The following is a 20,899-nucleotide window of genomic DNA, read 5'->3' as shown; positions in this document are numbered from 1 at the left end:
ATATCAGTGAGTCAATTCATAGCTGTCCGTGAGTAATTCATATATTTCCGTTGCCGAGAGTGGCCCGGAAAGAAGCACGCTGACCCAGTGTTCTTTGTTCATATGATAGGCAGGTAAAATGCCCTCTTTTTGACGTAATGAGCCGATATACTCAGGCCTGACTTTGACTTCGAGCACTTCCAGGCTATCACTCGTCTGCAGTCCCAGCTTTGTGCCGGGAACATTCATCACGATAGCGAACCACTTTTTCCCATCTTGATGGCGAAGCACAGCATAGCCGGGCAGCTTACTCCAGAGATACTCTGGTTCAGAATGAAAATGTTCCCGAGCGTAACTGAATAATATCTCTCTGTTCATCATCGTCCCCGATTAATATTTATCTATCCCGGCACATCCCCTATTTTGCTTAAGAATCTTTCTATTCTGAGAGCAAGGGGGTCGGCCCTCTTTCAAGGTGCGGGGTTAATACGATATAGCTACGCGTTCCTGTAAAACCATCAATGGAATGGATAACTTCCAGCAAGGCCTCAAGTGACTGGGTATTTTGTGTTCTGACTTTTAGCAGCATGGCGCTATCACCGGCTACAGTATGAATTTCTTCAACCTCAGAAAGTGACTTTAAAGAAAGTATTGAACGAGTTACCGCCCAGCTGGATGTATCGACATGGATAAATGCCAGCAGCGGACGGTCAATTTTAGTGCTGTCCAGCCTGGCTACTATTCCGGTTATCACCCCTTCACTCTTAAGCCGTTTAACTCGCTCATGCACCGCCGGTGCAGAAAGGTGCAATTTACGTCCAAGCTCTGCATAACTGAGTGAGGCATCCTCGGCCAGAATGGCTAATAATGTTCGGTCTTTCTCGTCCAGTTTCGGCTGCTGAATCAGTTTTGTCTGAACGAGGTTCATATCTTTATTCATATCCCAAGAAACCTGTTGTTTTACTAATCTCATCAGTTAACCATGACAATATTCTTTATAAAATTCAACAATCAGATTATATGCAAAAGACTTATTTGGCTGCTCAGTTCCTGACTCACACAGATATCAACGCCAAGGAAAAAAGGGCATCACGGGATTGGAGTTTATGAATATCACGACTCAACAACTGAGTTCCTTTCTGGTACTGGCCATCATAATGTCCGTTACTCCTGGCCCAAATAACCTGATGGTGCTTTTTTCCAGCGTTCGTTTTGGAGCTCGTAAAACGCTTGATCATATCTCGGGAGCCAGTGCTGGAAGTGCACTCATGCTGCTTTTTGTCGGCCTGGGACTGCATGAGATCTTTACTCTGTTTCCTGTAATTCAGCTCGTCATGAAGTATTGCGGCGCCGCTTATATTCTTTATCTATCCTGGAAGATTCTGGCCAGTACAGGGAATATTCAGGCAGCAGAAACCTCCTCACAGCCCATGAGTTTCGTCGGCGCTGCGTTTTTTCAGCTCATCAATCCGAAATCCTGGATAATGGCCAGCGTCGCTATTTCCACTTGTCTGCCTGCAGTATTTTCATTTACCGATATCGCGTTTTATACCCTGCTTTTTGCCGTGGTGAGTTTCCCCTGTGTTGGCATCTGGGCCTGGTTTGGGGCGATGATTAAGCAGTATCTGATGGATGCGCGATTAGTTCGGCGATTCAACCAAAGTTGTGCAGGTATGCTGGCTCTTTCTGCTGTGTCTATGATGCTGTTTTAATCGGCACCATAGACACAGCCGTTTACTCTATTACTGAAGTGTCATTGCCTGGCGAATTTCACGGATGTTTCTGGCAGGCGGTGTTCCAAATTGCCGCAGATATTCGCGGCTAAACTGTGATGCACTTTCATAGCCGACAACAAATGCCACATCAGAGGCACGATGTTTACCGGCAAGCAAAAGCTGATGAGCTTCCTGCAATCTAAGCTGCTTTTGATACTGAACAGGGCTGAGACCTGTCATCGACAGAAAATGACGATGCAGACTTGCCCGGCTCATACCGCTAACCTCGCACAATGCTTCAATGCGAAGGCGAGTACGGTAATTATCCCTGATCCAGCCAACGGCACGCCGGATACGGCTGAGTGCACCATCAGGTTGGGCGATCTGACGCAGTAGTCGTCCCTGAGGGCCTTGCAGGAGACGATAAAGCAATTCCCTCTCGAACATAGGGCCGAGAATCGGGATATCTTCAGGCGTATCGAGCAGCAACATCAAACGCAGCAACGTATCGCGTAGCGAAGGCGTCATAGGATTTATCATGATGCCAGGTCCCTGCTGCTCGCTCTCACGAACGACAGGCATGCTCATCGCTAATTCTGCCAGGATAGTCGGATCCAACACCAGAGATAGCGCAACGTAGGGCTGTCCGCCTTCCGCATCAAAGATCTGACCGCTAAGCGGTAAATCAAGGGCACTGATCAGATACTGCTCACTGTTGTAATTCAGAAGTTTGTCGTTAATGACAACCTGCTTTGAACCTTGGAGGATAAAGCAGATCATCGATCGATACAGGCAGGGAGCCTTGTCCGTAGAAGCTTGCCCCACGCAGAAATCGACCCGTGGAATTCGTGTGATAGTCAGCCCCGCTGCCGAGTGGCGCAGAGCGATATTTAGATGTGGTGCAAGAGAATTATTCATCAGACCGATTCTATCACCAACGCAATACCATACAATATGACTGATACAATCAGGCAAGAAAATGAGCCTATCCGGCGTAGTCTGCGCACGGGTCGTTACCTAAGATGAGCAGGTCAAGAAAACACCTATAAACACACCTGAAAACGGGAAAGAGACCGCTCATGACTCAACCTATCGCACTTATCACCGGCGCCAGCCGTGGACTCGGCCGTAATATGGCACTTCATCTTGCCAGTCGTGGTGTAAACATCATAGGGACCTATCGTAACGGTGCCGCAGAAGCTCAGACACTGAAACAAGAAATCGAAGCACAAGGTGGTCAGGCCGCCATGTTACCGCTCGATATCACCGATACTGCCAGTTATCAGACTTTTTCACTCGCCGTGACTGAAACCCTGAAAACCGATTTTGGTCGCGAACACTTCAACTTCCTCGTTAACAATGCGGGCAACGGCCTGTTTGCAAACTTTGTTGACGCCACCGAAGAACAGTTTACTTCTCTCGTGGCCACCCATCTCCAGGGGCCCGTGTTTCTGACTCAGAAGCTACTGCCGCTTGTTAAAGACGGCGGACGTATTCTGAATGTTTCGTCCGGATTTGTCCGCTTCACCTTACCAGGATACAGCATTTATGCGGCGGTGAAAGCTGCCGTTGAAGTGCTGACTCGTTATATGGCCGTAGAGCTCGGTTCACGCCAGATCCGGGTTAATGCCATTGCTCCTGGCGCCATTGCAACCGATTTTGGTGGTGGCGCAGTACGCGACAATAATGATGTGAATGCCTGGGTGGCTCAGGGAATTGCCTTGGGTCGCGTCGGTCTGCCTGATGATGTGGGTGGTGCAGTTGCCGCTATCCTGTCCGATGATATGGCCTGGGCTAATGGGACAACGTTTGATATTTCGGGTGGGCAGTTACTGTAGCAACCATTTGTTGTGCCCGCTCAGGAAAACCTGGCGGGCATAATAAACGTCACAGCGGGTTTATAATCAATCAGTCACGCCAGCCCATTGCCGGGGCCACATGTTTGAGGATCGATTCAATTACATGCACGTTATAGTCCACCCCCAGCTGATTAGGAACCGTCAGTAATAAGGTATCCGCCTCAGCAATGGCTTCATCCTTCTTCAACTGCTCTACCAGTTTATCCGGGGCCGCCGCATAGCTACGCCCGAAAATAGCGCGCGTCTTCTCATCAAGGAAACCAACTTTATCGCTGTCGTTGCTACTGCTACCAAAATACATGCGGTCGCGGTCATTCATCAGGGCAAAAATACTGCGACTGACAGAAACACGCGGCTTTCTTGTGTGTCCTGCTTCGGCCCATGCCGCACGGTAAGCACGGATTTGTGCCGCCTGCTGAATATGGAAGGGTTCACCGGTTTCGTCATCCTTCAGCGTTGAGCTTTGCAGGTTCATACCCAGCTTCGCTGCCCAGACCGCAGTGGCATTAGAGCCTGCGCCCCACCAGATACGCTCGCGCAAACCTTCAGAAAAAGGCTCCGGGCGTAACAAACCCGGTGGATTCGGGAACATAGGCTGCGGATTAGGTTGCGCAAAACCTTCACCCCGTAAGGTATCCAGAAATTGTTCTGTAGTACGGCGCGCCATATCTGCCTCGGTTTCACCTTCTGCTGGCTTATAACCAAAGTAGCGCCAGCCATCAATGACTTGCTCAGGTGAACCACGGCTGATCCCCAGTTGTAAACGACCACCGGAAATTAAATCCGCTGCGCTGGCTTCTTCAGCCATATACAGTGGATTTTCGTAGCGCATATCAATTACACCGGTACCAATTTCAATCTTGCTGGTCTTCGCGCCAATGGCTGCCAGCAGCGGGAATGGCGCACTCAACTGACGGGCAAAATGATGCACGCGAAAATATGCGCCATCGGCACCCAGCTCTTCAGCCGCAACTGCGAGGTCGATAGATTGCAATAAAGCGTCCGCCGCCGAACGCGTGCCTGACTGTGGCGATGGCGTCCAGTGACCAAATGATAAAAATCCAATATTTTTCATAGGTTATTGAGTCTCATATTCATGAAGATAAGCCGCAAAAAAGCCTTCTCTGCCAGGCTGCAGTAATAGCATCACTCTACGCGATTCAGGATGAGAATAAATATCATTTGTTTAACATAAGGATTCAATTAATTTGAACAAGTGTCTTTTTTTTGCTCATTTTCTATTTATTTAACAAAAACATCGCTATAACGACACGAATCTAAAAAAATCCTTTGCCAGCAGCGCTCACTGCCGCTATCATGCGCCCCGTTCACACGATTCCTCTGTAGTTCAGTCGGTAGAACGGCGGACTGTTAATCCGTATGTCACTGGTTCGAGTCCAGTCAGAGGAGCCAATTTAAAGAAAGCAGACGTTCACTAACGTCTGCTTTTTTGCTTTTTATCAATTGCTTACCCTCTCTTTTACGTTCATCCTCTTCCATCAAAAAGAAAAAACGCATTAAGCATCCGCATCAATTTTTAGGATCTCGCCACATAAACGTAGTTCAGGTGGCTGTGCAGGGGAAATGGTCCCAATTCTGACGGGAAAGGCTCCATGCTGTTGGCATTGTTTCTTGATAAGCTGCCAGTTTTCAGTTTCAGACTTCGTGTGAGCAATCAGAGAATCGAAGGCTCCCTCGGCAACTTCTACTTTTAGTGGCTTTTCTTTCTCACTATCATCACGGTTAAGCTCAGTCTCCTCCAGAACCTCGTGTCCCAATTCTGCCAGACGCTCTTTTAACTCTTCGGCGCTGTTTGCAGCAGTCTGTGGGCTATGGAAAAACAGGCCACTAATAAAGATGGCTTCCATCACTTCGTAGAAAGAAAAAGAGGTTTCCCCATAAACAAAACGACTATGAGCGACGCTTTTAACGCCTGGAACACTTTCCTCAAACAGGCCATCTTTTTGCAAAGCCATCAGCGTTTGTTTGTTGTAAAGGATCACCGGTAGGTTTTTAATTTCGTGGATATTTTCGCTAAGACTCCAACGCTCTTTATCACCTTTGATAAAACCTGAAGCATCACAACCACTTTCTATCTCAAATTCTTCAGTAGGGATCCGCTTACGATTTAGCCAGGCTGTAAAATCGTCGCCTTCTCCCATAGCCTGATGCTGATATACACGATAAACAGAGCTTCGTCGATCGATGCCAATCCACTCAAGATTCCACGTAGTGGATTGGGATGGTTTTCTTACTTCATCAATATAGGCGCCAACATTTCGATCCAGATAAGCTGTGAGCAGCGCCTTCCAAGGCTCAATGGCAAAAAAGATATTTGCCAGCGTTGTTCCTTCTTCAATCATCACCGTATGACGAAAGAACCTGAGAAGAAAAAAGGGATCAGCATCTGAAATTGTTTTCTGAATTGATAGCAACGGAAGTGCTGTCGTCTCATCGTAGTCGGAGCGAAAACGCAGTACCGAATCCGGGCAGAAAATTAGTTTACCTTCCATCATTTATCTGGCTCCTTGAGTTAATTGGCAACTCTGATTGATTTGCTTAGAATGATTTCATCTCTCACTACAGGGACACATTTTGATATGTGGGTAGATGTGATAGAGATGACTCACGGGCTTATTGTACTGGACTTATGTGCAGGTAGGAAAAATCAGTAGTAAAATGGAACTGAGATCCCGGGGGCTGAATTTGGCGCGGAGTGCCTGTGCTTCTAAAGACTCTAATTAAATCTTATCAATTGCGGCATAACTGACCGAAAAGCGCCGTAAGATTAAAATGTGTACTCTTAAAACTCTTCTGCAGTAATTGTTGTCGCAGGCTACGGCAAATGAGATAACGAGCCGTCCGATAATAATTTTTTACATCTCGTATCCAGCGGCTTAATTGCTGCCATACCCGCTAAACAGCCTGACTAGAGTCGCACTATGCCTGAAACCGTTATTTATCCTGCTAAACGCCGTGCTTCAGCTGTACTGTTTTTACTCATTATCATCGCCACGGTCAGTATATTAAGTGCCTGTACAACCACAGACAACAAGGCATCAGAGCCAGATGTTGTCGAGTTTTCGGTTTATCGCGAAAATACTTTAGAGCTGCTGCGTGAGCGTCGTGCATTCCAGGATGCGGGCACTGAATTCGAGCTCATGTCGAATGCCCCCCGTGAATGGCAGCCAAGAGGTTCAGCACCTGATAAGGGTATCCTCCTGGTACATGGCCTGGGCGATTCTCCATGGTCATTCAATGATATCGGTCCGGCTCTGGCCGAACAGGGTTTTCTGGTGCGTACCCTGTTGCTGCCAGGGCACGGCACCAGACCTGACGATCTTCAGGATGTGACTTTTGAACAATGGCGTCAGGTGGTTCATCAGCAAGCGGCAACAATGCAGCGCGATGTCGGAAAAGTTTACATGGGTGGTTTTTCCACCGGAGCTAATCTGGCGCTCGACTATGCCTATTTTTCTCCGGAAATTGCCGGATTAGTACTGTTCTCACCGGGTTTTCGTTCAAACAGTACGTGGGATTGGTTAACGCCACTTGTTGCCAAATTTCGCCCGTGGTTATTCGAGCCTGACGGGCTAAGGCCTATGCAAAATAGCGTGCGTTATCTCACCACACCGACCAATGGTTTTGCACAATTTTATCGCAGCAGCAAAGTCGCACGTAGCCTGCTGGGTGAGCATACCTATGATAAACCTGTCTTTATGGCAGTGGCGCAACACGATTCGGTACTGAATACCAGCTACCTGCTCAACACCTTCCAGACGCGTTTTACCCATCCGGACAGCCGCCTTATCTGGTACGGTACGCCCCCATCCAGCCTTAAAGACTCAAAGCGGATTATCGTGCGCGAAGACAGACTCCCTGAGCATCACATCAGCCAGTTCTCTCACATGGGGATTCTGTTTTCCCCTGGCAACAGAGTATATGGCGAGCAGGTTCAGCAGCGGTTTTGCTGGAACGGTCAGTCGGCCCAGGATATGCAGGCTTGTTTGCAGGGCGCCCCCGTCTGGTACTCTGACTGGGGTTACCAGGAACCCGGAAAAGTACATGCCCGACTGACGTTTAACCCCTATTTCGAGTGGCAGATGTCGGTTATCAAGCAGGTGCTTAGCGAGAAGACTGTAGAATCCTCTCTCCTCTCAACAAAGAACCCTCTTTGAGGGTATCCATGCACCAACGCACTATCCGAGCCCTGTAACATATAACGAAGGGTAGACAGTTCCGTCAGGATATAATCATCTCCTGCTACTGTCACCCCGTACTCCCTGCCCTGATCCAGCCCCGTCTTAACCTTTATTTCCTTCAGTCAGCTAGTTTACGTTCGTTACTAAACCTGAATAATTGCGAGCGTTGTCTAATTTTTTTGCTTGAAAGGTAGTTTCATTTCTTCGTTAGGGACATAATGATAAATATAAACTCAATAATGAATATATATTCATACACAATAGTGAATCGATTTTCATATGACGTTGCTCAGGTTGAAATCCTGACAGAATTACCGAAACAGTTGAAAAAATTACATCTGATGACTACGGATTGGAGATAAAATGAGCAAATACAATTACCCAAAATTTGGTGCAGGCCTTTGGCATTTTGCTAACTATGTCGATCGCTATGCGGTGGATGGTTATGGCCCGGCGCTCAGTACTCTTGAGCAGATAAAAATCGCCTCTCAGGTTGAAGACCTTTCCTACGTTGATGTTCCCTACCCATTCACTCCGGGCGTTACTGTTGCAGACGTAAAGGCTGCTTTAGAAGAGGCTGGCCTGAAGGCTATCGGTATCACGCCTGAAATTTATCTCCGCAAATTCTCCCGCGGTGCTTTCACCCATCCGGATGCCGCAGTACGCGCTGATGCCATTGCGCTAATGCATGAAGCCGCTGTGGTCGTGCGTGAACTTAACGCCAGCTACGTGAAAGTCTGGCCGGGTCAGGATGGCTGGGATTATCCTTTCCAGGTCGACCATAAAAACCTATGGGCGCTGGCAGTAGACGGAATGCGTGAGCTGGCAGGCAAAAACCCTGACGTAAAATTTGCCATTGAATACAAGCCGCGCGAACCGCGTGTAAAAATGACCTGGGACTCGGCTGCCCGTACCTTACTGGGTATTGAAGAGATTGGCCTGGATAACGTGGGTATCCTGTTAGACTTTGGTCACGCTCTGTTTGCCGGAGAGTCGCCAGCGGATTCAGCACAGCTGATTATCGACAGAGGCCGTCTGTTTGGTATGGACGTCAACGATAACCTGCGCGGCTGGGATGACGACCTGGTTGTCGGCACCGTACATATGACAGAAATTTTTGAGTTCTTCTATGTGCTGAAAATCAATAACTGGGACGGCGTATGGCAGCTCGATCAGTTCCCGTTCCGTGAAGATAACGTTGAAGCGGCAAATCTGTCGATTCGTTTCCTCAAGCACATTTACCGTGCTCTGGACCGTCTTGATATCCCTGCACTGCAGGCTGCTCAGCTGGAACAGAATCCACTTAAAGCACAAAAAATTATCCAGAATGCTTTGCTGTCATCCATTGAAACTGAATAGTATTTAGCCTGGCAATAAACCCTGCTTATTTTCTGGCAGGGTTTTTTATTACCTGCTTACCATCATAATCACCTTTGTATGGCTAACTCATGACAAATTCCATCGATTTTTTTACTACATTTAGCCGATAGACGGTAGGTGTTTACTGGCACAATTTAAGTGTAAGACATTTTGTGATTAGGTTTCAGAGAAAAATAGAGAACCCGATCTGACACCAATACCAAGCTGCGGATATATCCCAAGTAACGTAGCTTATTTATTGATAGCAAAATCAATACCTTTTCCAGACAAAAAATATTTAATAAAAATCAATAAGCCAAATCCCAAGAAATTAATATCCCTACACACTTTTCACTATCCATTTAATCAGAGTATTTAATGATTAAGCAACCTGTCAATAGTGACAGGTTGCTTAATCTTCATTTTCCATAAGAATAAATCTTTTAAATACTGCTAAGGAAACTCTATGAACATTGAATTATGTACAATCAAAGACATCACCAAAGATGGATTTTTTTTCGAAAGTCGGTATGAAATTTTCTCGCAACGATTAGGATGGAGTGTTTTTGTCGATGATGGAAAAGAATATGATCAATACGATAATGATAATGCAACTTATATCATTATCTCTGAGGGTGATGAGACCCTGGCGAGTGTTAGATTGATTGAAACTAAACACCCTCATCTTCTTACAGGTTCATTTCATAATTATTTCTTATGTAAAAGTCATTCAACTATCGAAGCAACTCGTTTTTTTGTACGTAAAAAAATAGCTAGCAGTAAGGAACCAATTTGTCAGATATTGCTCATAGCTATGATTGAGTATTGTATGATAACAGGCCACAGCTCTATTATGGCAATAGTTGGAAGTGGCATGAGTAAAGTTTTAGACAGATATAAATGGCCGCATGAAATAATTGAAGAGTGTTTCATTGAAGATAAAATCGCTTATCTGATAAATCTTCCAGTTACACGAGAAATCCTCCTGAATATAAAAGACAATGCTTCAATAGATCATCATAAACAGTTTATATCAACAGTTAAAAAAAACCATAAAGTGCTGCTTTAGTAAGGGCATGTTTAATGTTACTTGTATCTAGTTTTTTTAATATATTTGCCAGATGAAACCTTACTGTTCTTTCACTTATACCACATATCAGTGAAGTTTCACTATAGGTCTTACCTAACCCTACCCATTTTAATATTTCCTGCTCACGAAGAGTGAGTTTTATATTTGAATTAGCGTCTTCCAATATATCTTTTTCAAAACTTTTTAAAAGCAACATTTGAATTCGCTCTTCTTTTTCTCTTAAATTTATAAAGAAATCATCATTACCATCGTTATTACAAAGGCTTAGTATGGAGAATATATTTTCATTGCGGTGTGCAACAAAGCATAGCCCCTGAGATATTGAATATTCTCTTGACTCCTCAAAAATATTGTTATTCTCATTTTCCTCTTTACTCCATAAAAAAGGAGTTATTTTGTATTTTGCTGTCTGTACGACAGGATCAAATTCGTAGTATTTATTTCTCACATATATATCCAACCATTCGGTCGGATAGCTGGAAATCAACCTAACGCTATTGGAGCTTTTATTTATCCGTAAATAAGCATAGGATTCAATAAAATTATTTTTCATTTCTGATTTTATTATTTTAACCACATGATTGTCATTGTCACTCTCACTACTCTTCACGTTAAAATCCTTATAACAAAGTTCATCCTTCATGATTATTGCACCTTAGATTGTTAGCAATATCAATAACAAGCCTACATATTGAGCCGTTCTAAAAAGTTAAATAACCAGCAATTTAGTTATATTTGAAATATATTTTATTACCTTATAATGGTGAATGTAATCCCAGACATAGAGCCTCACTAACATTGACTATTATTTATCTATCCTTTGCACTCCATAGTACATACAAAGATAATATTTGCAATCTAGTTTAATTGATTTAAACACCGAGTTTTCCAAGTATATCAAGAGCCTTTCACATGCGAATAATTTAAATATTTCCTATAAACTCACCTCCCCAAAAAATTCAACTTACCACATAACACACAGCAACCACTAAATCCATTCAGAGATAAAAAACCAACGATGTATTCAACTTAGTTTCCAACAGCTAAATAATTATTTCTTGTATTGCTAAATTACAGCCAGAGAGCTCCTCTGATGTGATAACGCGTTGTTAGATAGCAACATAACTAATGTACTAAAAACCGCTTTGACCTGAGTTTGTCATTATAAACCGGGGTGGACAACCATGAACTTAAAGGGACTACTCAGCCTCCTCAACGTACCGCAGCAAGATGCCGTTCCCGCAGCAGCAGAAATAACGGCAACGCCAGGGACGGCCCGACTGTAAGTGCGCATAACGGCCACCACCAGCGGCGCATGGCCAGTCTTCGCCCCTCAACGATAATAAACACTGCGACAGTGATACCTGAAATAAGGACATCCGACCAGGCAAAGGCAGCGATATGGTCGGAAGTCGCTTGCAGCAGCAAAAGTGGCACATCGAACCCGTGCGCAGATAGCCAGGGAATAAATTGGGTGAGAGGTAAAACCGCACCGACGATACACAGAAAAAGGTAAAGAGCCTGCACGATTTCTTCCTTAGATACTGAGATACTATCAAGCTAGCAGGTTTTCAGATACCAGGCGAGGCTTAAGCAACCGGTGAATTTATTCTGGTCGCGAACCATAATCTGGAGTCACCAGAGTCTGTACAACTGAGCATTGACTATAATATCGCCAGAATAACCTATGGCCTTTTCCAACTCCCGGCCCATATTAGAAATTGCCGTATTGTCTATGATGTCCGTTTTCAATCATTCCCGGACACCGTCCTCGATGATATTAAACAAGTCTTCCGCGAACACGCAACGGTGGAGTTTATACGCTAATGGGTATCCAGATTATCGTTAAAGCAGACCAGCATAACATTGAGCATGCCCTGGGAAGTCTGTATTCAGAAAGCGAAGTTTTCCCTGTTTCCAGGGGTGTTTTTGGTTTATCCATTCCGACAAAGATCATTGATAAAGTGGGTGAAGACGAGATTTTTCGCAGGCTAGAGCAACTTGAGCGTTACTGACAATGGCTAGGCCAGTGGCAACAGACGGATATCAAGACCATGCGCTGACGGTCACGGAATTCATCAGGAGAGAGTGGTTTTGCCATTATCACCTGACAACAATAGATGACATAAAATCACCTTCAGATTTAAGGGGTGTTTTTTATTAATCAATATGTCTTCGTTCTCTACTCGCAGCATAAATATACACAGTTAAAAAATTTAATAACTTCATCATGCTACTGGCAATATTTCATTATTTATCTATTAAAAACACTGATATATTGATCTTATCATCTGCTGCCAAATTTCGTCACATCACCTGAATCAATTCTCTTAAGGAAAAACCATGAGTGAAATACTTAACGCTTTAAACAATATTCGTACCCTTCGCGCCCAGGCTCGAGAAACGCATCTGACGACACTGGAAGAAATGCTGGAAAAGCTCACTACCATTGTTGAAGAACGCCGTGAAGAAGAAGCCAAAACGCAGCAAGAACAGACCGAGCGTCTGACTAAAATTGAAGCCCTTCGCGCTAAGCTATTAGAAGACGGCATCGACCCCGCTGAACTACTTGGCTCAATCGTTACCACTAAATCAACAAAAGCCAAACGAGCCCCTCGCCCAGAAAAATATAAATATACCGATGAGAATGGTCATGTGCAGACCTGGACGGGTCAGGGCCGGACACCAAAAATTATCAAAGAAGCACTGGATAACGGTAAGAGCCTGGAAGATTTTCAGATTTAATCCCCCCTTCTCGCTGAGGGTACAATCTGAATAAAAAATTCATTTTTGAATTTATCAACAGTAAGCCGACCTGAAAGCAAATTTTAAGTCGGTTTGCCATTCTGACATCTGTTTATTGTCAGTCTTCAACACGAGCTGCCTGTCGTGCTATCGCTGGCCGCTTGTGATAAAAATCAGGGAATGATTCACTTTTATTGTTCTCGATTAAAGAAATTGTACGAGTCGCCACTTAGAATCATCAGCTCAAGCATATATCCCCTCTTCCTTGTATGATCCCATCATCTAACTCCTGACTCGGATAAATCAATGCAAAAATCAACCCTATCAGCCGCTATTCTGACCTTATTTTTATTCTGTAGTGGCGCATTTGCTAAACCTTACAGCACACTGCAGGATCCGGTGAACGATGCACCGGAAGTCGTAGAGTTTTTCTCATTTTACTGTGGTCCCTGCTATTTGTTCACTGATACATACCCTGTCGTCTCTGCCATCAACAAAGTGCTGCCTGAAGGGAAAACCGTTGCGCAGTACCATGTCAGCGCCATGGGAAAACTGGGTCAGGAACTGAGTGAAGCCTGGGCTATTGCTTCGGTCATGGGAGTGACTGAGAAAGTTGAACATCCGATTTTTATCGCCGTTCAGCGTGATAAGTCGATAAATACCCCGGAGGATATCTCTGGGATATTTCGTGAAGCAGGCATCGATTCGGAGACGTATAACAATGCTAAAAATAGCATAATGGTTAAGGCATTTATTGCCCGTCAGGAAGCAATGGTCAAAGCCTTCAAAGTCAAAGGAACGCCATCTATTTACGTGATGGGTCGTTATCTTATCGATAATAGTGCCGTGAAAGCGACGACTCCAGAGGCTTATGTGACTGCCTATGCAGATCTGGTTTCAGAGCTACTGAAAAAATAGTCTATTGGGACTTAACCCCAGGAACAGATCAAAATACCTTTACTCATTTATCGGGCGATGACAGTAGTCATTACCCGATTTTATGGTCAATGTAATACACAGTGTTTATAAGGGTTAAGACTTCGCCCTTAATCCTGTTACTCGCTAAGTTTATCTAGTCTCTGATTAAAATTTTAGATACAGTATTTTTCTTTATTACCTCAGAAATGATTAATTGTGACAGTTCTTCATTAAATAAATACAAGGTAAAATATGTTTACCCCTGAATTTGTCAATGAAAAAACAGGTGAGTTTGCCCTGGTCGCCAGCCATAACCTTGAATCCGCAGAGTCTGTACGACTCAGTATTGATTATAATATGGCCAGAATAACGTACGGGCTTTCTCAGCTCCCACCGCATATTAGAAATTGTCGTATCCTCTATGATGTCCGGTTTCAATCCTTCCCGGATTCGGTTCTCGACGAGATTAAACATGCCTTCAGAGAGCACGCAACGGTGGAGTTTATACGCTAATGGGTATCCAGGTTATTGTTAAAGCTGAACGGCCCAAAATTGAAAATGCTCTGGGAAGTCTGCACTCAGACAGTGAAATCTTCCCAGTTTCCTCTGGGGTTTTCGGGTTGTCTATCCCTACAAATATCATTAACACAGTGGGAGAAGATGAAATTTTTCGCCGACTCGCGCCGCTAGAGCGCTATTGGTTATGGCTAGGCCAGTGGCAAAAATAGTCTTGAGATTTTAATTCGCCGATTGTTAAATCGATAATGGACTGGCTGAAAAATGACTTTGAGATACTATTTAAGACATTGCTGGTGGGGTTTATTAGGTTGTGGATTTTTAGTGTACAGCATTTTAACCAGTTTATATAATGGAACAGTTTACCCCACCTATGTTCCTTATATTCCTTATGTCGCCGCATATATGACCATCGGTGGACTGACCTATCCATATTTATATTATACCGTGGAGAAATTATCACTGAAAGTAATGTCAGAGAAAGGATGGGCAAGACATTTTAGCGATGGAGGTTCCTCCAGGAATTTCTTCTTAATTATTTATATGTGTTGTCTGTTGCTGACATTTCCGCTTCTGGTCATCTATTTTTTCCTGCCAAAACCCGTCAGAGCAAACAAGAACAGTCCAAAGAAAGTCGTTAAAAAACGATGATGTCGAATAATCAAGCCTGCCAGTCATCATCGTCCTGACGCCCCCCCCATTTTCCTGTCAAATGTCTCGCCATTTTTGTCGACACGTCACTCTTGTATTGAACATCACAGTCATCGTCACAAGATTGCTGACTTTCCAGTAATCATGGGGGTTGTTACAGCTAAAACCTCTCCGTCAGGCTATCAATCCGGGCTGAGAGAAGACCTGTTCCAGGCAGAATCCCCGGCCTTTCGGGCAATAAAACGACTACGCGCGAGTCTCTGAGCATCAAAAGTGTCGAATACGCCTCTGTAACCCGCTAAAAATCATGCCCCCTTGTCTAAAAAATAAAACAACCAATTGAATTAAAACAAAAAAAATAATCATGGCATGAATAATGCTTTAGCTCAGTGTGATTATTATTTTTGTCGTCTGAATCTGAGGACTGAACATGAACCGCTTGGTTATTGCGGGCCGCAAATCCGGTATTAGCTGTCATGCCGGTATAGCGGAGGGTACTGCAACCGATAAAAGACAGGGATTACAGGCACTCCCCCGAAAAACCCGGGTGAAGGTCCGAGATAAGGCCGCACCGATGACGTACAGAAACAGTGAGGGGGTTCGCTGTATCCCAGTCTGTACGACTAAAGCCATCCATCTGGTCAATAGCGCAACTCTCCGTGAAAGCAGTAAGGAAAAACGACGCAGAACACTGTCGATGCCTTCAAATGTGACGAAATTTGCCGAAAGCCAGGAAGGAGAAAAATAACGATGGATTCACTTCAACTACTTCACTGGTCAGTCATGCTTTATCTTATCGGTGCCGTGCTTGCCTTAATCATGGCGCGACAGGAAAGAGCATCGATCAATATCACCGCCATCACGGCAATTATCGGTGGTATTCTCGGTTTATGCAGTGCTATTCCGGTCTTACTCAGCGGGCAGATTTCACTATACGCCACGCCGGGGCTATTTCCTTTCGCCACATTCAGCGTTCGTCTCGATATGCTCTCCGCCTTTATGGTGATGGTGATCTCTCTGCTGGTGATCGTCTGTTCACTCTACTCCATCGCCTACGTACGGGAGTATGAGGGTAAAGGCGCCGGAAGCATGGGGTTCTTTATGAACCTGTTTATTGCTTCGATGGTGGGCCTGGTGGTGATGGATAATTCCTTCTACTTCATCATTCTGTTTGAAGCCATGTCTCTGGCCTCCTGGTTCCTGGTGATTTCATCCCAGGACGATGAATCCGTCAGCGCCGGGCTACTCTACTTCTTTATTGCCCATGCCGGTTCAGTCCTGATTATGATTGCCTTCTTCCTGATGTGGCGGGAAAGTGGCAGTCTCGAATTCGAATCATTCCGTCATTTGCAGCTCTCGCCAGTCAGTGCCTCCGTGGTGTTCTTGCTGGCCTTCTTTGGTTTTGGTGCCAAAGCGGGCATGCTGCCTCTCCACAGCTGGCTACCTCGCGCTCACCCCGCGGCTCCTTCACACGCTTCAGCCTTGATGTCCGGTGTGATGGTCAAAATCGGTATTTTCGGGATTATCAAAGTGGGTATCGACCTGCTGGGTGCCCCGCAACTCTGGTGGGGAATTGTCGTGCTGGGTTTCGGCGCGGTCTCCTCGGTTCTTGGTGTGCTGTATGCCCTGGCAGAACACGATATCAAACGCCTTCTGGCCTGGCATACGGTTGAAAACGTCGGAATTATTCTGATGGGCGTCGGGGTCGGCATGGCGGGTATCGCCACTCACCATCCGGTACTGGCCGTTATTGGTCTGCTGGGTGCGCTCTACCACTTGCTTAACCACGCAGTATTTAAAGGTCTGCTATTCCTGGGTGCCGGTGCGGTGATTTATCGTCTCCATACCCGCGACATGGATAAGATGGGTGGCCTGGGTAAATTAATGCCACTGACAGCCGTTGCCTTTTTAATCGGCTGTATGGCTATCTCCGCCCTGCCACCGTTAAACGGTTTTATCAGTGAATGGTATACCTATCAGTCACTGTTCAGCATGAGCCATGAGGGTACCTTGCTGATGCGCATCAGTGCCCCTGTAGCCATCGTTATGCTGGCTATCACCGGTGCGCTGGCAGCCATGTGTTTTGTCAAAGTGTATGGCGTCAGTTTCTGTGGCGGGCCGCGTAGCGAAAAAGCCGCCCAGGCGCGTGAAGTGCCCTGGCAGATGACCTCCGCAATGCTGCTATTAGCCCTGTTCTGTGTGCTTCTGGGTCTGGGAGCCAGCGTTATCGCGCCGGTGATTTCCGAGGTCGCCATGTCACTGGCGAATACCGAACATGTCAGGGTTGCCCAAGGCGTAATGCTGATGCCGGCAGAGGCCTCGCAGGCCATGCTGTCCCCGGTATTAACCTTCATTCTGCTTATCGCTCTGCCGGTGCTTCCTCTGCTGGTCTGGCTCGCCATTAAAGGCAATCAACCCGCGTTTCGTCGCCGGGGTCAGCCCTGGGCCTGTGGTTACGATTGGGTTCCACAGATGGCCACTTCAACCAGCGGCGTGACTCAGCCGCTGCGTGCGATGTTCAGCGCACTCTATCGCCTGCGTAAACAGCTGGACCCGACTCCTTTGCTAAAGCGCGCACTACAAGCAACAACCGTCGGCGCGGCGATTACCGAGCCATTCTGGGATGAGAAAATTATCTATCCTCTGGTTCGTCTGGTACGACGCGCAGGCATTCAGATACAACGCTTACAGAGCGGGGATTTCCGACTCTATTGCCTGTATATCGTCGCAGCACTGGTTGTGCTGTTGTTAGTTGTTGCGATGTGAGGGGGAGACCATGACATTACAAGAATCACCGTCGCTAATGATGGGCATCTTTGCGCTCTTTCAGGCCGCTGTCCTGCTATTTCTGACACCGCTGTTTACCGGTATTTCACGTCAAATCCGCGCCGTGATGCATTCCCGTCGCGGGCCGGGTATCTGGCAGGACTACCGGGATATATTTAAATTACTCAAACGCCAGGAAGTGGCACCTGCCCAGTCAGGGATGATTTTTCGCATCATGCCCTGGGTGTTACTGAGCAGTATGCTACTAGTCTCAATGACACTGCCGGTTTTCACTCTCACCTCACCCTTTGGTGGTGCGGGCGATATCATCACCCTGCTGTATCTGTTTGCGCTGTTTCGCTTCTTCTTTGCCCTTTCAGGCCTGGATACAGGGAGTCCTTTCGCCGGTATCGGTGCCAGTCGTGAGCTGACACTCGGCGTGCTGGTTGAACCCACGTTAATCCTGGGTCTGCTGGTGGTGGCCCTTATCGCCGGGTCGACCAATATTGGCACCATCAGCGCCACGCTGACCGCTGGCTGGAGTTCACCGACCGCGACATTACTGGCGTTACTCGCCTGCGCTTTTGCCTGCTTTATTGAAATGGGCAAAATTCCGTTCGATGTCGCTGAAGCCGAGCAAGAGCTGCAAGAAGGCCCGCTGACCGAATATTCCGGTTCCGGTCTGGCGCTGGTGAAATGGGGTATCGGCCTTAAGCAGGTGGTGGTGGCAGAACTCTTTCTGGCTATCTTCATTCCGTTTGGTAAAGCGGCGGAAATGACCCTCGGGGCGCTAGGGCTGGCACTGTTCCTGATGCTGATAAAGCTGCTGGTTATTTTTATCCTCGCCTCTCTTTTTGAAAATACTCTGGCACGTGGTCGCTTCCTGCTCACTCACCGGGTGACCTGGATTGGGTTTGGCGTAGCGTCATTGTCCTTTGTATTTTATTTGACTGGTCTGTAAGGAGCCTGGAAACCGTTATGGAAAGTTCATCCTTTATGACCAATACGGCGCTAGCAACCTTGTTGCTACCCTTTATTGGCGCACTACTCACCGCCTGCTCACCCAAGCTGATAGCGAAGTGGGTCTGTACTCTGTTCGCTTTGCTGGCGACGCTGGGCACCCTGCTGCTGGGCTGGGGATTTTTAGTCAACGGCAAAGCTGACCTGACGATTACCCTGCTGCACTACGGCGATATTGCGCTGTTTGGCTTTATCTTTGACCGTATCAGTACACTGATTGTCTTCGCCGTGGTCTTCCTTGGTTTACTGGTCAGCATCTACTCCCTCGGCTACCTCAATAACGGTAACCGCGAGCATGCGGATGAAGGCGGTAACCGCTACTACGCCTTCCTGCTGGTGTTTATCGGGGCGATGGTCGGACTGGTGCTCTCATCAACCATTCTCGGACAACTGCTGTTTTTTGAAATTACCGGCGGCTGTTCCTGGGCACTGATTGGCTATTACCAGACGGAGAAATCACAGCGTTCAGCAATGAAAGCTCTGCTGATTACCCATGTCGCTTCATTAGGTCTGTTTATCGCCGCAGCAACGCTGTTTATTACCACCGGCACCTTTGCGCTGAGCGCCATGTCGCAGCTGGAAGGTGCGCCTGCTCTGCTGGTCTTCGGTGGCATATTGTTTGCGGCCTGGGGTAAGTCAGCCCAGCTACCTATGCAGGCCTGGCTGCCCGATGCGATGGAAGCGCCTACCCCGGTCAGCGCGTATTTGCATGCGGCATCAATGGTTAAAGTTGGGGTCTATATCTTCGCCCGTGCCATTTACGAATCAGGCGATGTCCCACATATCATCGGCTGGATAGGCATAGTCATGGCAACCCTGACGATTGTTTATGGCTTTATGATGTATCTGCCGCAGAAAGATATGAAACGTCTGCTGGCCTGGTCCACCATCACCCAACTAGGCTATATGTTCCTTGCCCTGTCGATTGCCATCTTCGGCTCGAAAGAGGCCTTTGACGGTGGTATCGCCTATATCTTCAACCATGCCTTCGCCAAAAGCCTGTTCTTCCTTGTCGCAGGTGCTCTGAGCTACTGCTGCGGTACGCGTATGCTGCCACGTTTACGCGGCGTGCTGCGCAAAATGCCGCTGGTGGGAATTGGTTTTTGTGTCGCCGCTCTGGCCATTGCCGGAGTACCACCTCTGAACGGCTTTTTCAGCAAATTCCCGGTCTTTGCCGCCGGATTTGAAATGTCACGCGAGTTCTGGGTGATGACACCGCTGATGGTGCTGGTTTTAATTGAGTCAGTCGCAAGCTTCGCCTGGCTTATCTATTGGTTTGGTCGCGTGGTTCCCGGGGAACCTAATGAGGAATTAATTCAATCCTCACCGCTACCGACTTCAATGCGTCTGGTGTTGCTGGTCCTGATCGTGATGTCGTTCTGCTCCAGTGTTATCGCTATTAACTGGCTTGGATAAGGGAGAATGAGTATGACTGGTTCACTGATTATCAATAATCTGGCGGGGTTAATGATGTTAACTTCGCTGGTGGTTATCGGGGCGAAACGCCCCACCCTGTCCTGCTGGTTCTATGCGTTACAGTCGCTAATACTGGTCTCTATTTTTGTCACTCTGGCCTATACCCTGAACGCACACAGTCTCTATATGTGGGCGATTAGCGCCTTTATCACGAAAGTAATTCTGGTACCGGTGATCATGGGCTATGCGTTTCGCAGTATGCGCGACCCATTGCATGACGGCAGCGTTATCGGCTTTCCGGTATTAATGTTATTTACCGCGATTATTGTGGTGTTGTGCTGGTTTGTGGTTGAGCCGGTGCAGGTACCGCTCCTTGCGGATTTAAAACCGGCTCTCGCAGTTTCACTCGGGCACTTCCTGCTGGGGATACTCTGCATCGTCACGCAGCGTAATATTCTCAAGCAGGTATTCGGTTACTGCCTGATGGAAAACGGTTCGCACCTGACCTTAGCCTTGCTGGCGAACAAAGCCCCGGAACTGGTAGAAATTGGTATCGCCACTGACGCCATTTTCGCTGTCATTATCATGGCAGTCCTGGCCCGTAAAATCTGGCGCACTCTCAATACCTTGAGTGTCGACCAACTGACAGCGCTAAAGGGGTAA

General features: G+C 46.7%; 21 protein-coding genes and 1 tRNA gene. 15 read left to right on the top strand and 7 right to left on the bottom strand.

Annotated elements, in window-relative coordinates; all coding sequences use genetic code 11:
* Positions 1-3: 3 nt before the first annotated feature.
* Together M2387_RS20425 and M2387_RS20420 are read right to left on the bottom strand one after the other, a co-directional pair.
* Positions 4-357, bottom strand: a complete 354-nt coding sequence (locus M2387_RS20425; RefSeq protein WP_259052462.1) for an MmcQ/YjbR family DNA-binding protein — start codon at positions 355-357, stop codon at positions 4-6.
* 61 nt (positions 358-418) lie between these two features.
* The gene (locus tag M2387_RS20420; RefSeq protein WP_259052139.1) at positions 419-919 is read right to left on the bottom strand and encodes an Lrp/AsnC family transcriptional regulator; all 501 of its coding nucleotides are present in this window, start codon (positions 917-919) and stop codon (positions 419-421) included.
* Between the two features lie 166 nt (positions 920-1,085).
* Between M2387_RS20420 and M2387_RS20415 the strand changes: the two genes are divergently transcribed.
* Positions 1,086-1,691, top strand: a complete 606-nt coding sequence (locus M2387_RS20415; RefSeq protein WP_259052138.1) for a LysE family translocator — start codon at positions 1,086-1,088, stop codon at positions 1,689-1,691.
* A 30-nt stretch (positions 1,692-1,721) separates the two neighbouring features.
* Here the strand turns inward: M2387_RS20415 and M2387_RS20410 are convergent, their stop codons facing one another.
* Positions 1,722-2,612: an AraC family transcriptional regulator gene (locus tag M2387_RS20410; protein WP_259052137.1), complete on the bottom strand. Its 891-nt coding sequence runs from the start codon at positions 2,610-2,612 to the stop codon at positions 1,722-1,724.
* Between the two features lie 161 nt (positions 2,613-2,773).
* On the opposite strand from M2387_RS20410, the gene M2387_RS20405 reads away from it, so the two are divergent.
* Entirely contained in the window at positions 2,774-3,532 is a 759-nt protein-coding gene (locus tag M2387_RS20405; RefSeq protein WP_259052136.1) for an SDR family NAD(P)-dependent oxidoreductase, read from the top strand.
* A 70-nt stretch (positions 3,533-3,602) separates the two neighbouring features.
* Here the strand turns inward: M2387_RS20405 and M2387_RS20400 are convergent, their stop codons facing one another.
* Positions 3,603-4,628 (bottom strand): LLM class flavin-dependent oxidoreductase, encoded by a 1,026-nt coding sequence (locus tag M2387_RS20400; RefSeq protein ID WP_259052135.1) that lies wholly within the window; start codon positions 4,626-4,628, stop codon positions 3,603-3,605.
* A gap of 262 nt (positions 4,629-4,890) precedes the next feature.
* Here M2387_RS20400 and M2387_RS20395 point away from each other — a divergent pair.
* Positions 4,891-4,966, top strand: a tRNA-Asn gene (locus M2387_RS20395).
* 104 nt (positions 4,967-5,070) lie between these two features.
* Here the strand turns inward: M2387_RS20395 and M2387_RS20390 are convergent.
* The gene (locus M2387_RS20390; protein WP_259052460.1) at positions 5,071-6,066 is read right to left on the bottom strand and encodes a hypothetical protein; all 996 of its coding nucleotides are present in this window, start codon (positions 6,064-6,066) and stop codon (positions 5,071-5,073) included.
* A gap of 429 nt (positions 6,067-6,495) precedes the next feature.
* On the opposite strand from M2387_RS20390, the gene M2387_RS20385 reads away from it, so the two are divergent.
* From M2387_RS20385 to M2387_RS20375, 3 genes are all read left to right on the top strand, one after another.
* A complete protein-coding gene (locus M2387_RS20385; protein ID WP_259052133.1) occupies positions 6,496-7,731 on the top strand; it encodes an alpha/beta hydrolase in 1,236 nt (411 codons plus the stop codon).
* 387 nt (positions 7,732-8,118) lie between these two features.
* Positions 8,119-9,114, top strand: coding sequence for a sugar phosphate isomerase/epimerase family protein (locus M2387_RS20380; protein WP_259052130.1), 996 nt, complete (start codon positions 8,119-8,121; stop codon positions 9,112-9,114).
* A gap of 466 nt (positions 9,115-9,580) precedes the next feature.
* On the top strand, positions 9,581-10,183 hold the full coding sequence (locus tag M2387_RS20375) for an acyl-homoserine-lactone synthase (protein ID WP_259052128.1): 603 nt from the start codon (positions 9,581-9,583) through the stop codon (positions 10,181-10,183).
* Here M2387_RS20375 and M2387_RS20370 read toward each other — a convergent pair.
* Together M2387_RS20370 and M2387_RS20365 are read right to left on the bottom strand one after the other, a co-directional pair.
* Positions 10,155-10,847: a LuxR family transcriptional regulator gene (locus M2387_RS20370; RefSeq protein ID WP_259052126.1), complete on the bottom strand. Its 693-nt coding sequence runs from the start codon at positions 10,845-10,847 to the stop codon at positions 10,155-10,157. The two genes, M2387_RS20375 and M2387_RS20370, sit on opposite strands and share 29 nt — an antisense overlap.
* Before the next feature lie 569 nt (positions 10,848-11,416).
* On the bottom strand, positions 11,417-11,731 hold the full coding sequence (locus tag M2387_RS20365) for a DUF2834 domain-containing protein (protein ID WP_259052124.1): 315 nt from the start codon (positions 11,729-11,731) through the stop codon (positions 11,417-11,419).
* 299 nt (positions 11,732-12,030) lie between these two features.
* On the opposite strand from M2387_RS20365, the gene M2387_RS20360 reads away from it, so the two are divergent.
* From M2387_RS20360 to hyfE, 9 genes are all read left to right on the top strand, one after another.
* Positions 12,031-12,219: a hypothetical protein gene (locus tag M2387_RS20360; RefSeq protein ID WP_259052123.1), complete on the top strand. Its 189-nt coding sequence runs from the start codon at positions 12,031-12,033 to the stop codon at positions 12,217-12,219.
* Positions 12,220-12,547: 328 nt separating this feature from the next.
* Positions 12,548-12,949 (top strand): H-NS family histone-like protein, encoded by a 402-nt coding sequence (locus tag M2387_RS20355; RefSeq protein ID WP_259052121.1) that lies wholly within the window; start codon positions 12,548-12,550, stop codon positions 12,947-12,949.
* A 306-nt stretch (positions 12,950-13,255) separates the two neighbouring features.
* On the top strand, positions 13,256-13,867 hold the full coding sequence (locus M2387_RS20350; protein WP_259052120.1) for a DsbA family protein: 612 nt from the start codon (positions 13,256-13,258) through the stop codon (positions 13,865-13,867).
* 252 nt (positions 13,868-14,119) lie between these two features.
* Positions 14,120-14,380, top strand: a complete 261-nt coding sequence (locus tag M2387_RS20345) for a hypothetical protein (RefSeq protein ID WP_259052119.1) — start codon at positions 14,120-14,122, stop codon at positions 14,378-14,380.
* 1,084 nt (positions 14,381-15,464) lie between these two features.
* Positions 15,465-15,782, top strand: a complete 318-nt coding sequence (locus M2387_RS20340; RefSeq protein ID WP_259052118.1) for a hypothetical protein — start codon at positions 15,465-15,467, stop codon at positions 15,780-15,782.
* A 2-nt stretch (positions 15,783-15,784) separates the two neighbouring features.
* Positions 15,785-17,800, top strand: a complete 2,016-nt coding sequence (hyfB, locus tag M2387_RS20335) for a hydrogenase 4 subunit B (protein ID WP_259052117.1) — start codon at positions 15,785-15,787, stop codon at positions 17,798-17,800.
* Positions 17,801-17,810: 10 nt separating this feature from the next.
* Positions 17,811-18,761 (top strand): respiratory chain complex I subunit 1 family protein, encoded by a 951-nt coding sequence (locus tag M2387_RS20330; RefSeq protein ID WP_310572793.1) that lies wholly within the window; start codon positions 17,811-17,813, stop codon positions 18,759-18,761.
* A 17-nt stretch (positions 18,762-18,778) separates the two neighbouring features.
* Complete coding sequence (locus M2387_RS20325) at positions 18,779-20,236, top strand: hydrogenase 4 subunit D (RefSeq protein WP_310572792.1); 1,458 nt, start codon at positions 18,779-18,781, stop codon at positions 20,234-20,236.
* A 12-nt stretch (positions 20,237-20,248) separates the two neighbouring features.
* Positions 20,249-20,899: a hydrogenase 4 membrane subunit gene (hyfE, locus tag M2387_RS20320; protein ID WP_259052116.1), complete on the top strand. Its 651-nt coding sequence runs from the start codon at positions 20,249-20,251 to the stop codon at positions 20,897-20,899.

Source organism: Klebsiella sp. BIGb0407, assembly GCF_024807845.1.
In the GTDB taxonomy this organism is placed as follows: Bacteria; Pseudomonadota; Gammaproteobacteria; order Enterobacterales; family Enterobacteriaceae; genus JGM124.
The sequence above is the reverse complement of the archived record's forward strand: the minus strand, read 5'-3'. Positions and strand labels throughout refer to the sequence as shown.

Coding starts and splice junctions, on each gene's coding strand:
- M2387_RS20325 (WP_310572792.1), top strand. CDS start 18,779: ATGGAAAGTTCATCCTTTATGACCAATACGGCGCTAGCAACCTTGTTG.
- M2387_RS20370 (WP_259052126.1), bottom strand. CDS start 10,847: ATGAAGGATGAACTTTGTTATAAGGATTTTAACGTGAAGAGTAGTGAG.
- M2387_RS20420 (WP_259052139.1), bottom strand. CDS start 919: ATGAATAAAGATATGAACCTCGTTCAGACAAAACTGATTCAGCAGCCG.
- M2387_RS20375 (WP_259052128.1), top strand. CDS start 9,581: ATGAACATTGAATTATGTACAATCAAAGACATCACCAAAGATGGATTT.
- M2387_RS20360 (WP_259052123.1), top strand. CDS start 12,031: ATGGGTATCCAGATTATCGTTAAAGCAGACCAGCATAACATTGAGCAT.
- M2387_RS20385 (WP_259052133.1), top strand. CDS start 6,496: ATGCCTGAAACCGTTATTTATCCTGCTAAACGCCGTGCTTCAGCTGTA.
- M2387_RS20425 (WP_259052462.1), bottom strand. CDS start 357: ATGAACAGAGAGATATTATTCAGTTACGCTCGGGAACATTTTCATTCT.
- M2387_RS20380 (WP_259052130.1), top strand. CDS start 8,119: ATGAGCAAATACAATTACCCAAAATTTGGTGCAGGCCTTTGGCATTTT.
- M2387_RS20330 (WP_310572793.1), top strand. CDS start 17,811: ATGACATTACAAGAATCACCGTCGCTAATGATGGGCATCTTTGCGCTC.
- hyfE (WP_259052116.1), top strand. CDS start 20,249: ATGACTGGTTCACTGATTATCAATAATCTGGCGGGGTTAATGATGTTA.
- M2387_RS20350 (WP_259052120.1), top strand. CDS start 13,256: ATGCAAAAATCAACCCTATCAGCCGCTATTCTGACCTTATTTTTATTC.
- M2387_RS20390 (WP_259052460.1), bottom strand. CDS start 6,066: ATGGAAGGTAAACTAATTTTCTGCCCGGATTCGGTACTGCGTTTTCGC.
- hyfB (WP_259052117.1), top strand. CDS start 15,785: ATGGATTCACTTCAACTACTTCACTGGTCAGTCATGCTTTATCTTATC.
- M2387_RS20405 (WP_259052136.1), top strand. CDS start 2,774: ATGACTCAACCTATCGCACTTATCACCGGCGCCAGCCGTGGACTCGGC.
- M2387_RS20345 (WP_259052119.1), top strand. CDS start 14,120: ATGTTTACCCCTGAATTTGTCAATGAAAAAACAGGTGAGTTTGCCCTG.
- M2387_RS20400 (WP_259052135.1), bottom strand. CDS start 4,628: ATGAAAAATATTGGATTTTTATCATTTGGTCACTGGACGCCATCGCCA.
- M2387_RS20415 (WP_259052138.1), top strand. CDS start 1,086: ATGAATATCACGACTCAACAACTGAGTTCCTTTCTGGTACTGGCCATC.
- M2387_RS20340 (WP_259052118.1), top strand. CDS start 15,465: ATGAACCGCTTGGTTATTGCGGGCCGCAAATCCGGTATTAGCTGTCAT.
- M2387_RS20410 (WP_259052137.1), bottom strand. CDS start 2,612: ATGAATAATTCTCTTGCACCACATCTAAATATCGCTCTGCGCCACTCG.
- M2387_RS20355 (WP_259052121.1), top strand. CDS start 12,548: ATGAGTGAAATACTTAACGCTTTAAACAATATTCGTACCCTTCGCGCC.